The organism is Nocardia sp. (assembly GCF_025465275.1).
Classification (GTDB): domain Bacteria; phylum Actinomycetota; class Actinomycetes; order Mycobacteriales; family Mycobacteriaceae; genus Nocardia.
In genome coordinates this window covers 54,715-76,074 of sequence record NZ_JAODNK010000216.1, presented here as the reverse complement: position 1 = coordinate 76,074, position 21,360 = coordinate 54,715, and the positions used below count along the sequence as shown (strand labels likewise).

The following is a 21,360-nucleotide window of genomic DNA, read 5'->3' as shown; positions in this document are numbered from 1 at the left end:
ACTTTTCACGCGATAAGCCCGATATCGCGGCGGCCCGGGCCGACAGCCGGACCCGGGTCCGTCGCGACCACCTTGTGCAGTAGCTCGTGGTAGACGTCGCGGAAATCGACGGTGGTCTTCAGATCACCATTGTCGAGGTCGGTGAGACTGGGTTCGTCGCCATAGAATCCGCCCCGGATCGGGGCGCCGGCGACGAATACCGGTCCGGCCGTTCCGTGGTCGGTGCCCTGCGAGGCATTGGCGGCGACCCGGCGGCCGAATTCGCTGTAGGCCAATAGAACTACGTCACGACCCCGCGGATGGGTTGCCATATCCGCGAGGAAACCGGAGACCGCGGCATCCAGGCGGCCCAGCAATTGCTGCTGGGTGCGGCGCTCATCTGCGTGGGTGTCGAAGCCGCCCAGGCTGACCGAGTAAACCTGGGTCGGGACACCGGCTTTGATGCATTTGCCGACCAGATCGAGCTGGGCGGTCAGTGGATTGTCCGGCGATTTCTCGGGTGGTTCGATCGTCGAGAAGGCCTGCCGCACAGCCTCGTCCGCACCGTATCCGGCGCACACCAGTGCCTGTGCCGCGCTGTCGTGCGGATCCACTGTCGCCAGCCCGCTCAGCGCTGCCGCCATATCGGCGGACAGGGGCGCGGAGGCCGGATCCAGTGCCGCGGCAGTGTATTTCGCGCCAATCGCCAGCTGCGGCAGCACCGGTCCGATACTGACCGCGCGAATGGGATCACCACCGGCGGCATCCAGCCAGCGGCCGATCCAACCGGAGTTGACCGGCTCATCCGGTGCGGCGGTCTGCCAGATATCCATCGACCGGAAGTGGCTGTGGTCGGGACGTGGATAGCCGACACCGCGAACAATGGCCAGGTCGTGCTGCTGCCACAGCTGCGCGAAACCCTTCATGGCGGGATTGAGGCCGAGCTGCGCATCCAGCTTCAGCACCTCCTCCGGCTGGTAGGACAGCTCCGGGCGGGCAGCGTGATATGCGTTGTCCGCGTAGGGGATCACCGTATTGATGCCGTCGTTTCCGCCGTAGAGGGTGAGTAGCACCAGTACGCCGGAGCCGGCCGGAAGCGGCGTGGTGTCAGCGCGATGGTGCAGCTCGTCCCAGGTCACGCCGGCGACGCCCAAGACGCCGAGGGCGCCGAGCACGCTGCTGCCGGCAAGGAAGTTCCGGCGGTTGAATTCCGGCATGGGGCAAGGCCTTTCCGCTCAGCTGGTCAGGTATTCGGGGGTGTTCAGGGCAATGGCGGTCAGCCGGATCGGGTCGCCGTGCACCGAGGCCAGTACCGCGGCGCTGCGATCGGACCAGTGCCCGATTCCGAGTCGATAGCCGACGGCATCGATGCGATCGGCCGCGCCGGTCCCGGAAAGCCAGCTCAGGTCGGATTTCTGCGCCAGTCCGGTAGCCGCGCGCAGCCGGGTTTGCGCGGCCGCGGTGGACAGCCACGCCTGACCGCTGGACCAGCCGCCCACCGAGGGCGGATAGAAGGGCAATTGCCCGAGCGTGCGCAGCACGTTCACCTGTGCCTTCACCCGGGTGTCGGTGTCCAGTGGCACGGCGAGTGCCCGGATGGCGCCGACCAGCCATTCCACCGGTCCCTGTACGACAGTGCCGGTGCCAGTGACGAATTCGGCATCGGTGAGGATCGCGACCACCAGCCGGTTGATATTGCGGTCGGGCCCATAGGCCGTCGTCAGCCGATCGAGCACAGCTGCGGACGGGGGCGCGTCGGCGGCCAGCTGCTGCCACATTCGGCCCGCTACGAACCGCGCGGACTCGGGACGCGCGAGTACCGCGGCACAGAACTCTCGCGCGCCGAGCGAACCTGTCACGCCCAGAACCGTTTTCGATCCGGCGTCATGACGCTTCGGGTCGAGCCGGGTCGAGCCGTCCACCGCGATCGTCCAGCCGGTCAAAGCCCGAGCGCCCTCGCGGACATCGGTCTCGCTGTACCCGTTGCCGTGCCCGAGGGCGAACAGCTCCATGAATTCCCGAGACAGGTTCTCATTGGGCGCTTTCGCGGTATTGGCGGTGCCGTCGAGCCAGCGCAGCATGGCCGGATCGGTGAGCACAGCGTTTGCCAGCGTGCCGAAATCGCCTGCGCCGAGGCGACGTAAGGTCTCGTTCTGCACTGCCATCTCGGTGGCACTGCGCACCTTGCTCGCGGAGGTCGCGAAGTGGTTGTGCCACAGCAGCGTCAGCTTCTCCGGCAGCGGCCGGTGCACGGTCGCCATGCGGCGCACCCACCAGCCGGTCAGGGTCTGCAGCCGGCCGGTGAGATCGCTCTGATATCGCTTGCGGACATCGGTGGCGGCATCCCTGCCCGGTCTCGCGGGTTCCGCGAAAACGGGGAGCGGCGTCAGCCCCGCACCGGGATCGGCCGTCCCGTCCAGCTGGGCACGCAGATAGTCGGCGACAGGCAGCGTATGCGCGGCATCTATCTCCGATCCGGTCGCGCCGAATCCTGCGCGGCGCAGGACTCGGGCGCATTGCATCCACTGCACCGATTGCGACCCCATGCACCGAGTATCGGCCGGTGAGCGAGCATTTGCGTCCTCCCGGAGGGGAACCTTCAGCCGATCTTCAGTCGGGTTGCGGTTTAGCGTCGGTGTACCCCGGGTACCTGGTTACCGGAGTGATACCGATGATTGAAGACAGCTACGACGATATCGAGCCGGCCTTCGAAGAACTTGCGGTCGCCGTCGAATCCGAGAATCCGAAACGAGAAGTGCTGCGCGAGCGGGTAATCCAACGCTGCCTGCCGCTCGCCGACCACATTGCGCGCCGATACTCCGGGCGCGGTGAGGCTTTCGACGATTTACAGCAGGTGGCCCGAGTCGGGTTGATCCAGGCGGTCGACCGCTTCGACATCTCCCGGGGCGCGCCATTCCTGTCCTTCGCCGTCCCCACCATCATGGGCGAGGTACGCCACCACTTCCGCGACCACACCTGGGCGGTGCGAGTTCCCCGGCGCACCAAGGAAATTCAGCTGCATCTGGCCGGCACAGTCGAAACCCTCGCCCAGCGATTCGGCCGCATGCCCAGGGCCCGCGAAGTCGCCGACGAACTCGAAGTCGACGTCCTGGACGTCACCCGCGCACTGATCGCGGCCAATGCCTACCAGTCGTCCCCGCTCGACGCGATGATCAACGACGACGGCGAGAACATGTCCCCCGCAGCATCCCTGGGCGACACCGACCCCGGCTACAACCTCGTCGAACAACAGATCGCGGTCCGCCCGCACCTGATCCAACTCCCCCGCCGCGAACGCGAACTCCTGATCATGCGCTTCTTCGAATCGAAGACCCAGAAGCAGATCGCCGACCACATGGGCATCTCCCAGATGCACGTCTCCCGCATCCTCACAAAAACCCTCAACCACCTCCGCGAAGAGGTGCTGCAGGACTGACCTCACCCGGCAGCCTCGGGCCGCTCGGTGAGCCCGAGCCGTAGATGCTCGCTGTGATACACCGCCTCATCGAGGAGCTGGGCGACATGGTGGTCGTACAGGCTGTAGACGATGCTGCGGCCCGCGCGAGTACCGATGACCAGGCCCAGATTTCGTAGCAATCGCAATTGATGCGAGACGGCCGACTGCTCCATGCCCACGGACTCGGCCAGTTCGGAGACCGGCCGGGGACCCTGCCGCAGTTCGCTCAGGATGAGCAGGCGGCTCGGGGTGGCCAGCGCCTGCAATGTAGTCGCCACGTGCGCAGCCGAATCCGCGTCGAGCCGTGCCACCGGCCGATCGCGGCCCTCTACACCGTGTCCCATGAAAGTGCAGTCTATCTCACAGGTATTCATGAAGACCTCTTCATATGATCTGTTATTCTCGGATGGCTTTCCCCACTTCATGGAGGTCCACCTGTGGTCTCGTCCACCACCACGCCTACACCTCGCGCCCTCGCACCGGCAGCCGCGCCGGTGCGGCGGACACGCCCGTTTGCGCTGCCCGAGATGCGATGGGCCGCAGCAGCATTGGCGTTGTTCCTATTGGGGCTCGCGGCTCAGCAGCTGGGTGCGCCCGCTTGGCTGTGGTGGGCGCTGTACCTGGCCTGCTACCTCACCGGCGGCTGGGAGCCGGGGCTGGCCGGGCTCCAAGCGCTGCGTGAGAAGACCCTGGACGTCGATTTGCTGATGGTCGTCGCCGCTATCGGGGCGGCAGCTATCGGGCAGGTCATGGACGGCGGGCTACTGATCGTCATCTTCGCCACCTCCGGCGCGCTGGAAGCCCTCGCCACCGCCCGCACCGAAGACTCCGTGCGCGGCCTGCTGGACCTGGCCCCCGACACCGCGACCCGCCTCACCGCAGACGGTGACGAGCAGACCGTGCAGGCAACAGATCTCGAGGTCGGTGACGTGATCCTCGTCCGTCCCGGTGACCGCATCGCCGCCGACGGAGGCGTCGTGCATGGGGCAAGCGAGGTGGATCAGGCCACCATCACGGGTGAGCCGCTGCCGGCAGACAAGACGGTCGGGGACGAGGTATTCGCCGGAACCCTCAACGGCACCGGCGCGTTGCGGGTGCGCGTGGACCGCCGCGCCGAGGATTCGGTGGTGGCCCGCATCGCAGGCTTGGTCGAGGAGGCCAGCCGCACAAAGGCGAAGACGCAACTGTTCATCGAGAAGGTCGAACAGCGCTACTCCCTCGGCATGGTAGCCGCCACACTCGCGGTATTCGTAGTTCCGCTGCTGTTCGGCGATGCCTTGCGAACCGCGCTGCTGCGGGCGATGACGTTCATGATCGTCGCCTCACCGTGCGCGGTCGTTCTTGCCACGATGCCGCCGCTGCTGGCCGCAATCGCCAATGCGGGACGGCACGGGGTGCTCGTGAAGTCCGCTGTGGTGATGGAACAGCTCGGCACCACCACCCGGGTCGCATTCGACAAGACCGGCACCCTGACCCGAGGTACCCCCGAACTAGCCGACATTCTCTCGCTGCCCGGTAGCCCATTCACCGACGAGCAGATCCTGCGATTGGCCGCCGGCGCCGAACATCCCAGCGAGCACCCGCTGGCCGCCGCAGTGGTCCGTGCGGCCCGGCTGCGCAACCTGTCACTGCCGACTGCCGACGAATTCGCCACTCAACCCGGCCGAGGCGTCTCGGCACTGGTCGACGATCATTTCATTCAGGTCGGATCCCCTGCCGCGCTGCTGGATACGATGGCACAGCACACGACGGCCGTTGCCGCCGCCGAGACACTGCAGCAGAGCGGGCGGACCGCCGTGGTAGTGCTGTGCGAACAGCACCCCGTCGCGGTGCTCGGCATCGCCGATCAGGTGCGACCCGAAGCCGCTACGACAATTGCCGCTGTCGCCGAATTGACCGGTGCCACACCGGTATTGCTCACCGGCGACAATCGGGCCACCGCTCTCCGACTTGCCGAACAGGTCGGTATCACCGACGTGCGCGCCGGTCTGCTGCCTGACGGCAAAGTCACCGCGGTGCGCGAGCTGGAGTCTCAGGGGGCACGGGTGACGATGGTCGGTGACGGTATCAATGACGCACCCGCGCTGGCCGCCGCGCACACCGGAATCGCCATGGGCAGAGCCGGATCCGACCTCACCCTGCAGACCGCCGACGCGGTCGTGGTTCGAGACGACCTCGGCACCATTCCCGCTGTCATCGCGCTGTCGCGGCGAGCACGCCGCGTCGTGGTCGCCAACCTGGTCATCGCCGCGACATTCATCACCGTGCTCGTGACATGGGACCTCGTCGGCCATCTCCCACTGCCCCTGGGTGTGGCGGGCCACGAAGGATCTACTGTCATCGTCGGACTCAATGGCCTACGACTGCTTCGCAATTCCGCCTGGAAGCGGGCTGCCGCGACGACGCGTTGATGGTGCGGCGTCCGGCCTGAACGGTCAGAAATCGGAGTGAGGTGGCAAATATTGCCGAGTCGCACCGGTTTCTGACCGTGTAGGCCGGTCGCAGGCCCCCGATCAATGACCGGCGGCGGACTCCACTACTGCGGCTACCTCGATGGGGCGCGATACCAGGGAGGCGTGGGAGGCGTCGAGTTCGCTGGTGTGTGCGCCCATGCGGGAGGCCATGAAGCGCTGGGACGCGGGCGGGATCACGTGATCCTGCGCGGAGACGATGTACCAGCTCGGGGTGTTTGCCCAGGCGGGGGCCGCGGACGGTTCGATATTCGCGGTGACTGCGAGGGAATGCTGGTGCGCGATCATGTCGGCCGCTGTTGCGGGGCTGACGTCCTGCGCGAAGACCGAATTGAACAGGTCGGGGGCGACGTAGCCGTCGAGATTGTGGCCGGCGATGCCATTGGGGTCGTCGACGACGCGGAGTTGCAGTGCGGGAGGCAGCAACTGGCTACCGGGGAATCGAATGGGATCCAGGGCCTGGAAGGCGATCTCACCCTGTACGGGTGCGAAAGCGGCCACATAGACCAGTGATTCGACCTTCGGATCATGGATCTGGGTGATGACCGTGCCGCCGTAGGAGTGGCCGACCAGGACGACCGGGCCGGAGATGGTATCGAGGGTGCGCTGCACCGCGGCCGCATCGAAGGCCGGGCCGCGCAGCGGATTGTCCGGCACCACAACGGAATAGCCGTCATTGCGCAATTTCGCGGCCACCCCGTCCCAGCTGGTGGTGTCGGCGAATGCGCCGTGCACGAGAACTACCGTCGGCAGCGGGTCGGCCTGCGCCGGAGCCGCACCGACCGCGACGCCGAGCGCCAAGGCCAATACCGCGAGGACACCGCGTGCTCTACTTTGGAATTGCATGGACAGACCTGCCTTCCGTGAGAATGTCGAGCAGATACAGCGTCTCTGATTAGCTAAGCGATCGTATGCGGAACATGGTGTCCGGCAGGGGATCTGCCCATCGGGGTGGGGTGGCGTGGACGTGGTGGTGGAACCCCGCGCCCAGTGCCGCTCCGCGTGGCCGGTGACGGCCGGTGATGGGTGTGCTCATGCTGATCGTGCGCACGCTCTGGTTCCGGGTGGCCGCGCGAGGCAACCAGATCCGGTCCGTACAGGCGTGTCCCTCCGGACGCTGACCGCCACGACCGCAAGGTCGTGACGGGGAGGGAACCTCACGTCGCCGGGGCGTGAGGGGGGTGGTCCGACGCCGAGTAGGACCGGTTTTCGACCGATCCACTCGACAAGTCTTGGGGGTGGCCGTGATGACGGCCTGTTTTTCCATGGCCTGGACCACGCCCCGGATCGCCATGGCACCGCTGGCACGATCGCGGACGGTCTTGGTTTGGTGCGCGAGACCGCGCGCGGCGATGCGCTGCCACGCGCCTTGGTCGCGGTCACCCTGCCACCCGCAGTCGGGGTTTGGACACAACGCCCATTTCCAGCCGGGTGTGGTGGGCCGGTCCGGGGCTTTGCGATGCCGCAGCACGAGCAGGCAGCGCGGGCAGTGTTTGGAGGTGTCACGAGGCGGGACAGTGACCACCGCGATACCGACCTCGGCGGCGAGATGCCGTGTGTGGTCGGCGATTTGACCACGCACGGTCTGCGACAGACGCGTATTGTGGCTGCGGCCCATCCCTTTCGCTTCCATCGACCGCAGGTCTTCGAGGTAGATGACCGTCGCCCCGGCCGCCACAGTTCTTGGGCCATCCGCACGATCCGGTCATTGACCACCAACCCGCACGTGGTTTTCCAGCCCAGTCGCCGCAACGCCATCCACGCATTCGACGGCAGCGTCCTACCTTGGCCATCCACGCCGGAGGCCAGCACATTCACATCAGTGGTGTTCCAGTGTTCGCGCAGCAGCGTCGTGGACATCGTGGCCACCAACTCCGCACACCAACCCACCCGCTCGACCAGCACAGTGGCAGTGAGGGATTCCCCTGTCTTTTCGTCCACGCCCGACCTCACCGGGACGCGCGCGGACGCGGTGCGGGAGGTTTCCCCGACCGCAGGTGCCAGCCCCTGGCTCACGCGGCACCTGTGCCGAAAGCTCGCGCACGCACCGGTGAGACCCGGTGCATCACTGCATATTCGGTGCCGACCATGCGAGGAACACTAGCCGGGGACTCGAAACTGTGTTCGATTATGGTGTTGAATGGTCCGGAATCACCCGAATCCACCCGCGCCTCGGCAAGCCGTGACCGATCGCCCGCCAGGGTGTTTCGCCAGCTCCGACCCCCTGTTTTCGATCATTCCGGGGCAGGACCGGACGAGGTTCGAGCCGCGCTACTCGCTTCGAATACCGACCCGTAGCAGCAGCTGCAGCAGGGTGGCGCGTTCGGCTGCGGACAGGTCGGCGAAGGAGTCGGCGAGAACCTCGTCGGCGACCCGGTTTGCGGCTGCCAGGACCTGTTCACCGGTGACGGTGAGGCGGTGTTCGATGGTGCGGCCGTGGCCGGGGGCGCGGTCGATGAGGCCGCGCGTCACCAAACGGTTGGCGAGGGTACCGAAGGCCTGTTCACTCTGGAAGGTCTCTTCCGCCAGGGCGCGGGCGCTGGAGCCGGGGTCACGGGCTATGGCGCGCAAGGCATCCCATTGCGCCAGGGTCGCGCCGACACCGATCAGCGCGCGGTCCAGTGCGCGATGGTGGCGGTACTGGGCTTGTTTGACAGCCCGTCCCAGAGCTTGCAGGTCACCAGGCATGGACAGAACCATATCAGTATGACTAAGCTTGTTTATATCAACATGTTTAGTCACCGATCGAAGGCGCTTCCCATGACCTCTCTGACCATTACCGAATCAGGCAGCGGACCGGCCGTTCTCGTCCTGCACGGCGGCGCGGGGCCGTTCAGCGTGGCCGGCATCGCCGAACACTTCGCCCGCACCTCGCGGGTCCTGACTCCCACACTGCCGGGCTGGAACGGCACGACCAGGCCGGATGAGATCGACACCATCGCCGACCTCGCCGCCGCCTATCTGATCCTGCTGCGCGAGCGTGAGCTGCGCGAGGTGCTTGTCATCGGTTCCTCCGTCGGCGGGTGGATCGCCGCCGAGATGGCCGCACAGGATCGCGCGGGCACGGTGGGCGGCGTCGTCCTGATCGATGCCACCGGCGTGTGGATCGACGCGGCGCCGATTCCCGACTTCTTCGCCCTCGATGCCCGTGCGATCGCGGAGTACTCCTATCACGACCCGGACCGCTTCTATCAGGACCCGTCCGAGATTCCGGCCGCGCAACTCGCTGTGCGGCAAGCGAACATGGTCGCGCTGCGGCATTTCGCGGGCGAGCCCTACATGCACGACCCGACGCTGCTGCCGCGACTGGCCGACGTCACGATCCCCACCCTGCTGGTGTGGGGCGAGAGCGATCGCATCGTCACGCCGGCGTACGGCGCGGCCTATGCCGCGGCCTTCGGCAATGCCAAGCTCGAAATCATCAGCGAGGCAGGGCATCTGCCACATATGGAGCAGCCGGAGACGACCTTCGCCATTCTCGACGCCTATGCGAGTCAGGTCAGCGGAACTCCCGCACGGTAGGCCTCGACGGCCTCGCGGGTCTCCTCGTTCACCAGGTCGAAGTTGATCTGCGCACCGGCGGCGGCTCCGGCCGCCGCCGCAGCGCCCACCTGTGCGGAGAGATCGGTGACATTGCCCGCCACCCACACACCGGGCACATCGGTGCGGCCGGTGGGGTCGCACGGGATGTACTCACCCATCCCCGACACGTGCTCCTTGGGCAGGAGGCCCAGTGGCGCAAGGAAACTCGCGTCCGCCACCATGCGCGATCCGACCACCACCGCGTCGCGTTCGATGACCGTGCCATCGGAAAGTCGCAGTCCCGCAAGCCGATCGCCGGCGATCTCCACCGCGGTCACCTCGCCGGTCACCACGCGAATGCCGCGGGCAGCGAACTGTTCGGCCTGCTCCGCGGTCGGCGGTGCGGTGGTGTGGGTGAAGTAGGTGATATCGGGACTCCACTGCCGGAACAGCAGTGCCTGATGCACCGACATCGGGCCGGTGGCCAGCACGCCGATGGCCTGATCGCGGACCTCCCAGCCATGGCAGTACGGGCAGTGGATCACGTCGCGTCCCCAACGACTGTGCAGCCCAGGCACATTCGGCAATTCATCGACCAGGCCCGTAGTGACCAGCAGGCGGCGGGCACGCACAGTCCGCCCGTTGGTCAGCGTCACGGTGAATCCCGTGCCGTCCTGCACTGTGGTGGCCACCGTGCCCGCCACCACCTGACCGCCGTACTGCCGCACCTCGGCCCGCCCGCGCCCGACCAGTTCCACCGGGGACATTCCCTCGCGGGCCAGCAGCCCGTGCACACCGGCGGCGGGGGCATTACGCGGATGGCCCGCGTCGATCACCACCACCGACCGCCGGGCGCGGGCCAGCATCAGCGCTCCGTTCAATCCGGCCGCGCCGCCGCCGACCACCACCACGTCATAACCGTCTGCCAACTGATCCGTCATCAGTGACCACCTCCTTGTCACGACCATGCGAGAACACCCACAAATTCGGCAAGATAATTTGCCGATATGGCAATCTCGAAGCATGGACGACGAACTCGACCAAGCTCTCGACGCTGTGGGGCCACGGCTGCGTGACCTGCGACGACAACGCGAAACCACGCTGGCCGAGCTGTCGAAGACGACCGGCATCTCCGTCAGCACACTGTCGCGGCTGGAATCGGGCGTGCGACGGCCGACGCTGGAATTGCTGTTGCCGCTCGCCAAGGCGCACGGCGTCACACTCGATGAGCTCGTCGGTGCGCCGCCCACCGGCGATCCGCGGATTCATCTGCGCCCGGTCAGCCGGGGCGGTATGACCATGGTCCCGCTCACCCGCCGGGCCGGAGGCATCCAGGCCTTCAAGCTGGTGATTCCGGCGAACAGCCGCAACGAACCGGATCCGAGGACGCACGAGGGCTACGAGTGGCTCTACGTCCTCAATGGCCGGCTGCGAGTTGTGCTGGGCGAGCACGATTTTGTGATGAGTCCGGGCGAGGCAGCCGAATTCGACACCCGGGAGCCGCACTGGTTCGGCCCGGCGGACAAGGGCGAATCGGTCGAATTCCTCAGTCTCTTCGGCAAACAGGGTGAGCGCGCGCACCTGCGAGCCCGCCCGAAGACCGGCGCCTGAGCGGCCGTTAACCGACCAAGCACTTGCTTGTTTCGATGGAGTGGACTACCAATGAGGTTCGATCCACTTGTCCATACTCGTCGCGCCACCGGGCGCGGCCCGCACCGAAGGAAGTAGATGGACGACTTCGGTCATCGCACCGGAGCCGCACTGGTGCTCGGCGCCAGTGGCGGCTTGGGACTGGTTACGGCGCGCATGCTCATCGAACGCGGCAGCAATGTCGCGCTGACCTACTTCCGATCGGCTGGCAAACTCGATCCGCTGCTGGATCTGGCCAAGGCCGCAGGCCGGACCGCCGCGGCCTGGCAGCTCGACCTCACCGATGCGGCGCAGGCCGCCGAGGTCATCGCGCAGGCGGCCGCCGATTCCGGTGGCATCCACACGCTCGTCTATGCCGCCGGACCGCATATTCCGATGCGGCATTTGAGCCGAATTGCGCCGGAGGACTTCAAGTCTCAGATGATCGACGATGCGGTGGGCTTCTTCAATGCCGCACACGCCGCCCTCCCCCATCTGCGGGCCTGCGGGGGCAATATCGTCGCCATCACCACCGCGGCCACCACCCGCTTCCCGATTCGGGACGGACTCTCGAGCGCCCCCAAGGCGGCGGTCGAGGCATTGATCCGCGGTATCGCGGCCGAAGAGGGCCGCTTCGGAATTCGCGCCAATTGTGTCGGCCCGGGTATGACCACCGCCGGCATGGCCGATCGGCTCATCAAATCCGGCGACCTCGATCAGAACGCACTCGATATCACCCGGGCCAATATTCCGCTCCGCCGCTTCGGCGATGCCGAGGACATTGCCGAAGCGGTATGTTTCCTCGCCTCCGATCGCGCCGATTTCATCAGCGGCCAGAAATTGGATATCGACGGCGGATACGGCGTATAGGAGCCCACCGCAGCGGCGCGTCCCGGACCGATCCGGGTCCGAGTCATCCAAGATGACAAATGGATCGGTCCGGACGAGGTCGGAAGGCGGTGTTCGACGTGATCAGTGCGGCGTCGGAAGCAGTGACGGGAAATCCTGCTGCTTTCACCTGGGTTACCGCGTTGTCGATGCTGATCTTCTGCGCAATCCTGTGGCTGATAGTCGAATACATGCGGACGCACACCCGCGCCTCCATGTGGCTGTGGGGTTTGTCGCTGCTGACTTTTCCGCTCTGGATCTGGGGACCGGGCCGCGATATCGGGCTGATCAACTGGTTCTCGTGGGCGAAGATCCTTTCGGTGCTCATTCCGCTGACCGTGGTCGGAGCGATGCGTATCGCGGTGGCCGAGCAGCGGGAGGGTCGCGTGTGGGAACTACTGCGCAATCCGCGATTCCTGTGGTTCCCCTACGCGATTCTGTTCTTGAACATTGCCGAGGCCACACTCCGGGACTTCCAGCTCGACAATCTCTGGAATGCGGCGGTGGGGGTGGGACTGTGTCTCACCATTCCCTACAGCCCGCGCTTCTGGGCGGTGCTGCCAGGCCGTAATGCGGAGCTGGTCGCCTTCACCACGATGGCATGGAACTTCTTGTACACCACCTGGAATCTCTGCTTCACCTTCGGCGGTTATCCGCCGCAGGAGGAGCATTTCGCGGCCAGTATCTGCATTCTGGCGGTGGCCGAGATCTATCCGCTGGTCAAGGGGCGGCCGGAGCTCTACATCATGGCGCGCATCTACACGCTGCCGGTGCTGATGCTGACGATCGCCATCTACAACATCTTCCCGAAGGTCATGCCGTCCGACGGCTGGTTCAACAATGACGTGTGGCGGGTGTGGGGTGTGGTGAACTTCGTGCTCACCATCCCCTACTTGTTCTGGTACACATGGCAATTGGAGTCGGGCCGGGCATTCATCATGTTCCGGCGCGGCCCGGCCCGGCAAGAGTTTCTGCGTGACCACGGCGACGACATCAAACGCCTGATGGCGTTGAACTCCTCGCTCGACGCGGGCCGGGATACCAGCGGGAAGGCTTGATTCTCAGCAGCGAACGGCATAGGCCGTGTGCGGTGCCGGATGCAGATCGCAGTGGCTGCTGTAGTTCGGCTGATTGTCGGGCACGTTCGGACCGAGCGGTTCAATGTTTCCGGCGCCCGAGGGCCCAACACTCGAGAAGCCGTTGCTCAAGGGGCCGTTGCCGAAGGTATAGCCGTTGCGCGCGGGGCCGTTGCCGAAGGTGAAGCCATTGCTCGGGGCGCCGTTCCCGGAGGTATTGGACGAGGCATTCGCCAGGGCCGGCGCCAGCGTGGCCGGAAGGATCACGAAAGCGCCGGCAAGCGCGAAAGCAGCTGCGGTTGTGCGGGCATGGTTGAGCAACCTGTGTGCAGGCATGTTTTTTCCTTGTTGTTCGCCCAGTGGGCACGGGGATGATGTTCGGCGAGGAGCGCTGCGAGCGGCCTGCCTTGCCTTATCCGAACAACGAGTCAGCCTGCGGGCCAGTTCATTTCAGCAGTGTTTCGACTGAGCTTCCCAGCCGTTATCGAACCCGTGCCTCAGGCGTGGCCCTAGTCCTTGACCAGGATGCCGATCGCAGCGGCGAAGGTGGGAGCAAGATCGAGCAATTGCGTCGAAGTGATGGTCGCGCCTGCCAAAGCTTCGACGCCGTCGGAGACATTGAGGTAGCGCGCGCTGCGCAGATCCACCTTCTTCAGCTCGGCTTTGCGCATGGACAGCGCCTGCACCTCCGAGCCCGGGAAGCTGACGGCGGTCAACTTCGCCTCGCTGATATCGATATGGCGCAGTACGCAATCCACGAAGGACACATCGTTGAGATGCGCGCCACGCAGGTTCACCGAATCGAATTTGCAGTTGTAGAACCGGACCCGGCGCAGCCGCGCCCCGAACGCCTCGACACCCGAGAAGGCATTCATCACCAATTCGGTATCCAGCCAGGAACTATCGGACAGATCGGTGCGGATCCACTGGGTGCCGTGTATCCACACATCATTGAAGCGGGCGTGCCGCATCGTGCCTCCGGACACCGTGCCGGCCGTAATCGCGCATTCGGTGAATTGCGCACCGTGGGCCTGCACCTCATCCAGTTGCAGCCCGTCGAAGAGAGCGCAGTCGTACTCCCCCTCCATCGCTATCTCGTCGTGCTCCACCAGGTGGCGTGCGAACGACAGGTCGGCCAACTCCCGCGGCATCAGAAGTCCTCACATGATCGGTAATCGAAGCCGGTGACACACGCCCCGGCCTGTCGACCGTAGACGAGGGTTTCAGGATGATCGCGAGGCGGAGCGCCCTGCATCCGTCCGAACCGCCCGGTGATATACAGGCGTGAACCTTCGCACCGAACTGACGGAAACGACTGCTAGGAGCGAATTTGACGTCCATTCAGACCATTACCTCCGCACTGGCGGGGCTGGACGCGATCCGGGGCGATCTGGCCGATTTCTATCGCGATCTGCATGCGCATCCCGAATTGTCCGGGGTCGAGTTCCGTACGGCGGATCAGGTGGCGCGGCAGGCAACGGCACTCGGATATCAGGTGACCACCGAGGTCGGCGGCACCGGTGTGGTGGCGGTGCTGGCGAACGGCCCGGGCCCGACGGTATTGGTGCGGGCGGACTTCGACGCCCTGCCCATCCAGGAGGCGACCGGACTGCCGTACACCTCGCGCATCGACGGGGTCATGCACGCCTGCGGGCACGATATGCACGCCACCTGCCTGCTGGGTGCGCTGAAACTGCTCGGCGACGCCCGGGCGTCCTGGTCGGGAACGCTGCTGGCGGTATTCCAGCCGGCCGAGGAGACCGGCCGCGGCGCACAGGACATGATCGACGACGGCATCTTCAACCGCTTCGGCACCCCCGATATCGTGCTCGCACAGCACACCGCCCCGGTTCCGGTGGGTCTGGTCGGCGGGCACAGCGGTATTGCGGCGGCGGCCACCGACGCGCTGCGCATCGTGATGCACGGGCACGGCGGGCACGGCTCCCGGCCCGAGGCCACGGTCGATCCGGTGGTGATGGCGGCGGCCACGATCATGCGCTTGCAGACCATCGTGTCCCGCGAGATCGCGGCGGATGAAGCCGCGGTGGTCACGGTCGGGGCCGTCCAGGCCGGGACCAAGGACAACATCATTCCCGATGACGCTGAGCTGCAACTCAATATCCGTACGTTCACGCCCGAGGTGCGCGCACGGGTGCTCGCGGCCGTGGACCGGATCGTGCGGGCCGAGGCGGCGGCGGCCGGTGCGCAGTGGGCGCCGGACACCTCGGTCATCGATGCCTTCCCGGTCATGGTCAATGATGCCGATGCGATGGCGCGGACGCTGGGTGCGTTCGGAGCGGTATTCGGCAATGACAAGGTGTTCGATCCGGGCCGGATCACCGGTAGTGAGGATGCCGGAAACTTCGCGACCGCGGCCGGAGTTCCCCTGTGCTACTGGATGTTCGGCGTACTCGATCCGTCGGTGTTCGGCGGCTCGGATCCGGTGCAGATCCTGCACGACCTCATCGGCGGGAAGCTCGATCTGAAGACTGTTCCGGGTCCGCATACGGCGGGCTACGCTCCCGTCGTGGATCCGGCGATCACGATCGGCGTCACGGCCATGACAACAGCCGCTCTCACCTGGCTCGGAGAGGTTCGATCATGACGACCATCGGAGTCACCGGGGTCACCGGAAAGCTCGGATCGCTGGTGGCACAGCGACTCTCCGCCACAGGCGCGGATCTGCGATTGATCGCCCGCAGTCCCGGCAAGGAGCTGCCGGTTCCCGATGCGGCAAGCACACCGGCCACCTGCCGATCACGTTCGACCGGTATCTTACCGACCATCCCGAGATCCTCAGCAAGCTCACCACACCCGCTCCCTGAATCGAAAAATGCACCACCACAATCAATTAGGATCTGACATCGTCGATAGCCGACTGGAGCACGGCGAAAGGTTGATCATGCGGGTAGTCGCTGAAATTCTCGTCGGCCTATTGGCCGCACTGCACATCTACATCATGGTCATGGAAATGTTCCTCTGGACCACCCCCCGCGTCCGCGCCTCATTCGGCAGCACCGCCGAATTCGCCGAGCAGACAAAGGTTCTCGCAGCGAACCAGGGCCTCTACAACGGTTTCCTCGCCGCCGGCCTCATCTGGGGCCTGATCGCCTCGGACCCGGTAGGCCACGACGCCCAAATCTTCTTCACCGCCTGCGTTGTCGTCGCGGGCCTCTACGGCGGGGCAACAGCCAGCCGACGCATCCTGCTCGTCCAGGCGCTACCCGGTGCCATCGCCCTCGCCGCAGTACTGCTGAGCCGGTAGGCACCCCGAACTGTCCGGCACCTACCCGGACTGCGCCTCAGCCGATGGACAGTGCGAGGTGGAAGTCGACGCGGTCATTGAGCCCGGCGAGGCTGTGGCCGGTCAGTTGTTCTATGCGGCCTATGCGGTAGCGCAGGGTGTTGACGTGGACGTGCAGGTGGGCGGCACAGCGGCTCCAAGATCCGGAGGCGTCCAGGAATGCGGTGAGGGTGGCCACCAGATCGGCGCCGCGCTCGCGGTCGTAGTCTTCGAGGGGTCCGATCAGGCGCTGCCGGAACAGGATTCGCACATCGTCGGGGACCGAGGCGAGCAGTAGCAGGTGTGAGGACAATTCGGCGCTGGTCGCGGCGGAGAACCACTCCTTGGACAGCATTGCCGTGCGGTGGGCGTGGCGGGCCTCGTGCAGCGAACGACGCAGCGCCGCAATGCCGATCGCACTGTGCCCGATCCCCGCCACCACTCGGCCACTGCCGACGAGTGGGCGCAGCCGCTCGGCGGCCTGGCGCACCACATCGATCAATTGTGTTCCCGGCGTACCGGGTTCGACCGGAGTCAGGACGAGGTACCCGGCGTCGGTGGCGATCGGCTCCGTCGATCCCGGCCAGGTGCGCACGACATCGCCGAGCAGGACCGCGGCGAGATCGGCGCCGTACCGGGTCTCGCCGGAACTGGCCAGCACCGCGGCGATCGGGCGGTCCGGGTCGAGACCCAGACTGCGTAGCCGCGCCTCGGCTGCCCCTTCGTCACCGGTGCCCAGGAAGTTCAGCGACTCACGCAGGAACCGCTCCTCGACGATCCGGCGTTCCTGTCGTGCGGCTGCACTCATCGCCCACAGTGCGCACACCTGAGTGATCGCATCGACCACCCACGGTTCCCGGTCGCGATAGTCACCGGCGGTCACCAGGTACCCCACCGGCGGACGCCGTGCGATCGGTGACTGGACGGGATGAATCGACGCGGTTCCCGGACCCACCACCTGAACGCTCGGAAATGCCGCCTCCGCCAACGCATTCCGGAACGCACGGTCCAGGCGGCCGGCCTCGGGATCCGGCAGCTCGCCGCCCATGATCAGCCCGGTCGCCGAGAGCAGGGCGCAGTCGACCCGCGTCGCGCGTCGCAGGGCCGAGACCAGGCCCTCGGGCCCTTCTCCCGCGGCCAGACTTGCGAGCAGCTCACGATGCAGCCCGCTCCCGGGTGCGCCGGTGATCGCCGAATGGACGGCAGCGGTGATGGTGGCGTACGAGACATCGTCGCGGACGGTGCACAGGGTGAGGCGATGTCGTTGGGCCGCATCATGAATCGCCTGCGGGACGCGGCCGACAATCGCGGTGCCGACCACGAGCGCGGCCGAGCCCGCCCCGGCGAGCGCGGCGCAGAAGACCTCCGCATCGGATTCGGTGCGATACCAACCGGCGCTGGTCAGCACCAGTTCTCCGCCGGTGAGATAGCCGACCGGATCGGGCAGGTCGGTGGTGTAGACGCCACGCACGATGCGATCGGGCGGGCTGTGGCTCAGCAGCTCCAGACCGAGGTCGGGATGGTCGAGCAGGTCCGATACCAGCAGCGGCGGCATCTTCCTCACCTCCGGGCGGGATCGAGTGTTACGGCGACGTGCACACCGATGACTCGATGTTCGGAGGATTCTACAAACCCCGCGCTGTCGCGGCAGCACGAGTTCGTACAGCGGTGTGCTGATGAAAACCCCAGGCAGACGACTTGACTAAAGCAGTCGCTCGATCAATGCCGATCTCGCTCACCCCCTCGGAAACGCCGTACCGGCTGGAATCCGCCGCTCGTTGCTCGTAGGAGTCACCAATGTCCGCTGCCGATGAGGTCGTCACGACCGCACGGGAAAATCCCTACGGCATAGAAGTTCTCGGGGTCGAACCGATTCCGCCCGCGCTGCGGCACGGCGGCCCGCGGTCATTGTTCACGCTGTGGTTCGGCGCGAATACCCAGTTCGCCACGCTGTCAGTGGGCGCGTTGTCCACCGCGGTCTTCGGGCTGGATCTGGTACCCGCGGTGCTGGCCATCGTGCTGGGCACGCTGATCAGCTCGGTGCTGGTCGGGGTGCTGTCCACGCGCGGCCCGGCCACCGGACTGCCGCAATTGATTCAGACCCGGGGGCCGTTCGGCTGGTATGGGAACCTGCCCGCGGTCGTCTCCACGGCGGTGGGCGGTATCGGCTGGTACGTGGTCGATACCACGCTGGGGATCTTCATCCTGCGCAATCTGTTCGATATCGGCTTCACGCCGTCGCTGCTGATCATGGTGATCGCTCAGTTGATCGTGCCGCTCATCGGCTATCGCTTGATCCACGCCATGGAGAAGTGGCTCGCTTCGGGGCTGGTATGCGTTTTCGCCGTGGTCACCGCGTATGCGGTCGGCCAGGTCAGCCTGACCAGCGCGACTCATCCCTCGGGGAGCGTCGTCGGAGCATTCCTATTGACCGTTTCCGTCACCGGTGCGCGGGGATTGGGCTGGTCGGCGTACGCCTCCGACTACAGCCGGTATCTGCCCGCAGGCACCAGCAGTCGACGCGTATTCGCCGCTGCCGCAGGCGGTTCCATTGTCTCCGGAGTCTGGATCGGCGGGCTCGGTGCGGCGCTCGGCACCGTCGCCGAGGTCGCTGATCCGAGTTCCATGGTCCGGCAATTCCTGCCCTCGATCCTCGGCACCATCGTCCTGGTCTCGCTGCTGCTGTCCACCCTCGCGTCGACGGTGCTGGACCTGTATTCGGGTTCGATGGCCGCCCTCGCCGCCGGGCTGCGCATACCTCGCTGGTTATCGGTGGTGCTGGTGTGCCTGATCGGATCGGTGCTGGCCTGGTGGGCCGGGCAGCACGATTTTGTCACCACCTTCCAGAACTTTCTGCTGATCACCAGCTACTGGCTCGCGCCGTGGGCGGCGGTGACCGTGACCGCGTTCTTCCGGCGCCGCGGGACCGGCATCGCCACGCCGGCCGAATTGTCCGATCGCCGTCGCCGTTTCGGCTGGGGACTGCCCGCGACCGTGCTGGGCGTCGTGGCGTCGATCCCGTTCATGAGCCAGAGCGTGTACACCGGTCCGATCGCCGCCGCGCACCCCGATATCGCCGGGCTCGGGCATGTCATCGGCTGCACCGTCGCGGTTCTCGCTTACCTCGCCGCAACCGCGTCCGATACCGAAAGGGCCACCGCATGATCTCGCCTCGCACTCTGATTCGCAATGGCATCGTCATCCCCAGCGCCGGAGACAGAGCGGTGTTCGATCCCGGTTCGGTACTGATCGAGAACGGCCGCATCACCGCCGTCGGAACCGTCGCACAACTGGATGCGGCGGCCACCGATGCGATTGTCGTGGATGCCACCGGTCACGCCGTCATTCCCGGACTGCACAACTGCCACCTGCACTCCGGCCTGCTGCGCGGGACCGCCGAATCCAAGTCACTGTGGGATTGGTTGCGCGACTATGTCGATCCCGCACATCGCGCGCTGACGCCGGACATCGCCGAGGCGGCATCGCTGCTGTGCTACACCGAGGCGCTGCGCGGCGGCACCACCTCGGTAATGGATATGTGGCGCTATATGGAGGGTTCCGCGCACGCCGCCGAGGCAATCGGGCTCCGGGCCACGCTCGTCCCGTACGTCGCCGATCTGCCGGGATACGACTACTTCGAAACCCTCGCGAGCAATCGCAGACTGCTCGAAAACTACCGCACCTACGCCGATGACCGGGTTCGCGCCTGGGTCGGACTCGAGCACCTGTTCTATTGCAGCCCGGAGGCTTTCACCGCCGCGGCCGCCCTCGCCGACGAGTTCGACACCGGTCTGCATACGCATTCCTCGGAAACCACTTCCGAAGTCCAGGAATCGCTGCGCAGATTCGGCCGCCGGCCGATCGAGGAGTTCCTGCATCGCGGCATTCTCGGCCCACGCACCGTGGTGGCGCACTGCGTGTGGGTCGACGACCGGGAGATGGAGATCCTCGCGCAGACCGGAACCAGTGTGGCGCACTGCCCGTGCTCGAATATGAAGCTGTCCTCGGGACCCGCGCCGGTGATCGCCATGCGCAACAAGGGAATTACCGTCGGCCTGGGCAGTGACGGCGAGAAGGAGAACAATAATCTGGATCTGCTCGAGGAGATGAAATTCGGCTCGCTGCTGCAGAAGGTCACCACCCTCGATCCGACCACGGGCGACCCGTGGGACCTGCTGACCATGGCGACCATCGACGGCGCCCGCGCCCTGGGGCTCGACAGCGAGACCGGATCACTCGAACCCGGCAAGAAGGCCGATGTTGTGCTGGTGGATCTCCGTGGCCTGCACACGACGCCGCTGCTGCATGGCGACGACTTCAATGCTGTTGCGCACCTGGTGTTCTCGGCCTCGGCCGCGGATGTCGCCCAGGTGTATGTCGACGGGCGTCTGGTAGTCGATGCCGGGAAGGTGCTGACCGTCGATACCGAAGTGATCCGGGCACGAGCCCAGAGTGCCGCCGAAGAACTCTTCGCGCGGCGCGCCGACCTGACCCGAGAGAGGTCCTGAAAGATGAGCATCATGACAGCAAGTGCCCAGTCCAGTCCGAGCTCCCCCGGCAACTCGGAACTGCCGCCCGGTGATCTCGCCCGGCTGCGCGCGGCGATCGAAGAATCGGTTGCCTCTCGCGAGCGGGGGCGGCATCCCTTCGGCGCACTCGTGGCCGATGAGAACGGTGTGATTGTCGCGCAGCGGGGCAATAATTCCACGCCTCCGGAGGGCGACCCGACACAGCATGCCGAGCTCTCCGCCGCTGCGGAGGCCGTAAAGCACCTCACGGCAGACGAACTCGCGCGGGCGACGCTGTATACCAGCGCCGAACCCTGCGTCATGTGCGCCGGGGCGATTTACTGGACCGGCATCGGGCGAGTTGTATATGCCCTCTCCGAGGAGAAACTTCTCGCCCTCACCGGCGACAACCCCGAGAACCCCACATTCGCGCTCCCCTGCCGCGAAGTCTTCGCGCGCGGTCAGCGCAGCATCGAGGTGTACGGGCCGATGCTGGAGGACGAGGCCGCTGCCGCGCACGAAGGGTTCTGGCAATAGGCGCAACGCA

The 21,360-nt window shown here is 66.0% G+C and carries 21 protein-coding genes; 11 read left to right on the top strand and 10 right to left on the bottom strand.

The window, feature by feature from the left end:
• Positions 1-5: 5 nt before the first annotated feature.
• Complete coding sequence (locus tag JWN03_RS43175) at positions 6-1,196, bottom strand: DUF1501 domain-containing protein (protein WP_297628364.1); 1,191 nt, start codon at positions 1,194-1,196, stop codon at positions 6-8.
• A gap of 18 nt (positions 1,197-1,214) precedes the next feature.
• Complete coding sequence (locus JWN03_RS43170; protein ID WP_297628363.1) at positions 1,215-2,525, bottom strand: DUF1800 domain-containing protein; 1,311 nt, start codon at positions 2,523-2,525, stop codon at positions 1,215-1,217.
• A 125-nt stretch (positions 2,526-2,650) separates the two neighbouring features.
• On the opposite strand from JWN03_RS43170, the gene JWN03_RS43165 reads away from it, so the two are divergent.
• On the top strand, positions 2,651-3,415 hold the full coding sequence (locus JWN03_RS43165) for a SigB/SigF/SigG family RNA polymerase sigma factor (protein WP_297628361.1): 765 nt from the start codon (positions 2,651-2,653) through the stop codon (positions 3,413-3,415).
• Between the two features lie 2 nt (positions 3,416-3,417).
• On the opposite strand, the gene JWN03_RS43160 is transcribed toward JWN03_RS43165, so the two are convergent.
• Positions 3,418-3,780 (bottom strand): ArsR/SmtB family transcription factor, encoded by a 363-nt coding sequence (locus tag JWN03_RS43160; RefSeq protein ID WP_297628359.1) that lies wholly within the window; start codon positions 3,778-3,780, stop codon positions 3,418-3,420.
• Positions 3,781-3,873: 93 nt separating this feature from the next.
• Between JWN03_RS43160 and JWN03_RS43155 the strand changes: the two genes are divergently transcribed.
• Positions 3,874-5,847, top strand: coding sequence for a heavy metal translocating P-type ATPase (locus JWN03_RS43155; protein WP_297628357.1), 1,974 nt, complete (start codon positions 3,874-3,876; stop codon positions 5,845-5,847).
• A 102-nt stretch (positions 5,848-5,949) separates the two neighbouring features.
• Here the strand turns inward: JWN03_RS43155 and JWN03_RS43150 are convergent, their stop codons facing one another.
• The 3 genes from JWN03_RS43150 to JWN03_RS43145 form a co-directional block, all read right to left on the bottom strand.
• Positions 5,950-6,753 (bottom strand): alpha/beta fold hydrolase, encoded by an 804-nt coding sequence (locus tag JWN03_RS43150; RefSeq protein ID WP_297628355.1) that lies wholly within the window; start codon positions 6,751-6,753, stop codon positions 5,950-5,952.
• A 49-nt stretch (positions 6,754-6,802) separates the two neighbouring features.
• Entirely contained in the window at positions 6,803-7,525 is a 723-nt protein-coding gene (locus JWN03_RS45720; protein ID WP_366914566.1) for a zinc ribbon domain-containing protein, read from the bottom strand.
• A 653-nt stretch (positions 7,526-8,178) separates the two neighbouring features.
• Positions 8,179-8,595, bottom strand: coding sequence for a MarR family winged helix-turn-helix transcriptional regulator (locus tag JWN03_RS43145; RefSeq protein ID WP_297628354.1), 417 nt, complete (start codon positions 8,593-8,595; stop codon positions 8,179-8,181).
• Positions 8,596-8,667: 72 nt separating this feature from the next.
• Here JWN03_RS43145 and JWN03_RS43140 point away from each other — a divergent pair, with 72 nt between their 5' ends.
• On the top strand, positions 8,668-9,429 hold the full coding sequence (locus JWN03_RS43140; protein WP_297628352.1) for an alpha/beta fold hydrolase: 762 nt from the start codon (positions 8,668-8,670) through the stop codon (positions 9,427-9,429).
• Here JWN03_RS43140 and JWN03_RS43135 read toward each other — a convergent pair.
• Positions 9,402-10,370: an NAD(P)/FAD-dependent oxidoreductase gene (locus tag JWN03_RS43135; RefSeq protein ID WP_297628350.1), complete on the bottom strand. Its 969-nt coding sequence runs from the start codon at positions 10,368-10,370 to the stop codon at positions 9,402-9,404. The genes JWN03_RS43140 and JWN03_RS43135 overlap by 28 nt on opposite strands.
• 82 nt (positions 10,371-10,452) lie before the next feature.
• Here JWN03_RS43135 and JWN03_RS43130 point away from each other — a divergent pair, with 82 nt between their 5' ends.
• The 3 genes from JWN03_RS43130 to JWN03_RS43120 all read left to right on the top strand — a co-directional run bounded on the left by JWN03_RS43130 (position 10,453) and on the right by JWN03_RS43120 (position 13,004).
• Positions 10,453-11,040 (top strand): helix-turn-helix domain-containing protein, encoded by a 588-nt coding sequence (locus JWN03_RS43130; protein WP_297628349.1) that lies wholly within the window; start codon positions 10,453-10,455, stop codon positions 11,038-11,040.
• A gap of 117 nt (positions 11,041-11,157) precedes the next feature.
• The gene (locus JWN03_RS43125; RefSeq protein ID WP_297628343.1) at positions 11,158-11,928 is read left to right on the top strand and encodes an SDR family NAD(P)-dependent oxidoreductase; all 771 of its coding nucleotides are present in this window, start codon (positions 11,158-11,160) and stop codon (positions 11,926-11,928) included.
• 89 nt (positions 11,929-12,017) lie between these two features.
• On the top strand, positions 12,018-13,004 hold the full coding sequence (locus tag JWN03_RS43120) for a hypothetical protein (RefSeq protein WP_297628341.1): 987 nt from the start codon (positions 12,018-12,020) through the stop codon (positions 13,002-13,004).
• Between the two features lie 3 nt (positions 13,005-13,007).
• Here JWN03_RS43120 and JWN03_RS43115 read toward each other — a convergent pair whose 3' ends face one another.
• Both JWN03_RS43115 and JWN03_RS43110 read right to left on the bottom strand, forming a co-directional pair.
• On the bottom strand, positions 13,008-13,358 hold the full coding sequence (locus JWN03_RS43115; protein ID WP_297628339.1) for a hypothetical protein: 351 nt from the start codon (positions 13,356-13,358) through the stop codon (positions 13,008-13,010).
• Between the two features lie 173 nt (positions 13,359-13,531).
• The gene (locus tag JWN03_RS43110; RefSeq protein ID WP_297628337.1) at positions 13,532-14,173 is read right to left on the bottom strand and encodes a pentapeptide repeat-containing protein; all 642 of its coding nucleotides are present in this window, start codon (positions 14,171-14,173) and stop codon (positions 13,532-13,534) included.
• 179 nt (positions 14,174-14,352) lie between these two features.
• Here JWN03_RS43110 and JWN03_RS43105 point away from each other — a divergent pair, with 179 nt between their 5' ends.
• Together JWN03_RS43105 and JWN03_RS43100 are read left to right on the top strand one after the other, a co-directional pair.
• Positions 14,353-15,627 (top strand): amidohydrolase, encoded by a 1,275-nt coding sequence (locus JWN03_RS43105; protein WP_297628335.1) that lies wholly within the window; start codon positions 14,353-14,355, stop codon positions 15,625-15,627.
• Positions 15,628-15,924: 297 nt separating this feature from the next.
• Positions 15,925-16,287: a DUF1304 domain-containing protein gene (locus JWN03_RS43100; protein ID WP_297628333.1), complete on the top strand. Its 363-nt coding sequence runs from the start codon at positions 15,925-15,927 to the stop codon at positions 16,285-16,287.
• 37 nt (positions 16,288-16,324) lie between these two features.
• On the opposite strand, the gene JWN03_RS43095 is transcribed toward JWN03_RS43100, so the two are convergent.
• On the bottom strand, positions 16,325-17,860 hold the full coding sequence (locus JWN03_RS43095; RefSeq protein ID WP_297628331.1) for a helix-turn-helix domain-containing protein: 1,536 nt from the start codon (positions 17,858-17,860) through the stop codon (positions 16,325-16,327).
• Between the two features lie 242 nt (positions 17,861-18,102).
• Here JWN03_RS43095 and JWN03_RS43090 point away from each other — a divergent pair, with 242 nt between their 5' ends.
• From JWN03_RS43090 to JWN03_RS43080, 3 genes are read left to right on the top strand one after another with little or no spacing between them, the layout of a single operon-like run.
• Positions 18,103-19,470 (top strand): purine-cytosine permease family protein, encoded by a 1,368-nt coding sequence (locus tag JWN03_RS43090; RefSeq protein WP_297628329.1) that lies wholly within the window; start codon positions 18,103-18,105, stop codon positions 19,468-19,470.
• Positions 19,467-20,813, top strand: a complete 1,347-nt coding sequence (locus JWN03_RS43085; RefSeq protein ID WP_297628328.1) for an amidohydrolase family protein — start codon at positions 19,467-19,469, stop codon at positions 20,811-20,813. Before JWN03_RS43090 ends, JWN03_RS43085 begins: the two co-directional genes overlap by 4 nt.
• Positions 20,814-20,825: 12 nt before the next feature.
• Positions 20,826-21,350, top strand: coding sequence for a nucleoside deaminase (locus JWN03_RS43080; protein ID WP_297628326.1), 525 nt, complete (start codon positions 20,826-20,828; stop codon positions 21,348-21,350).
• Positions 21,351-21,360: the final 10 nt, after the last annotated feature.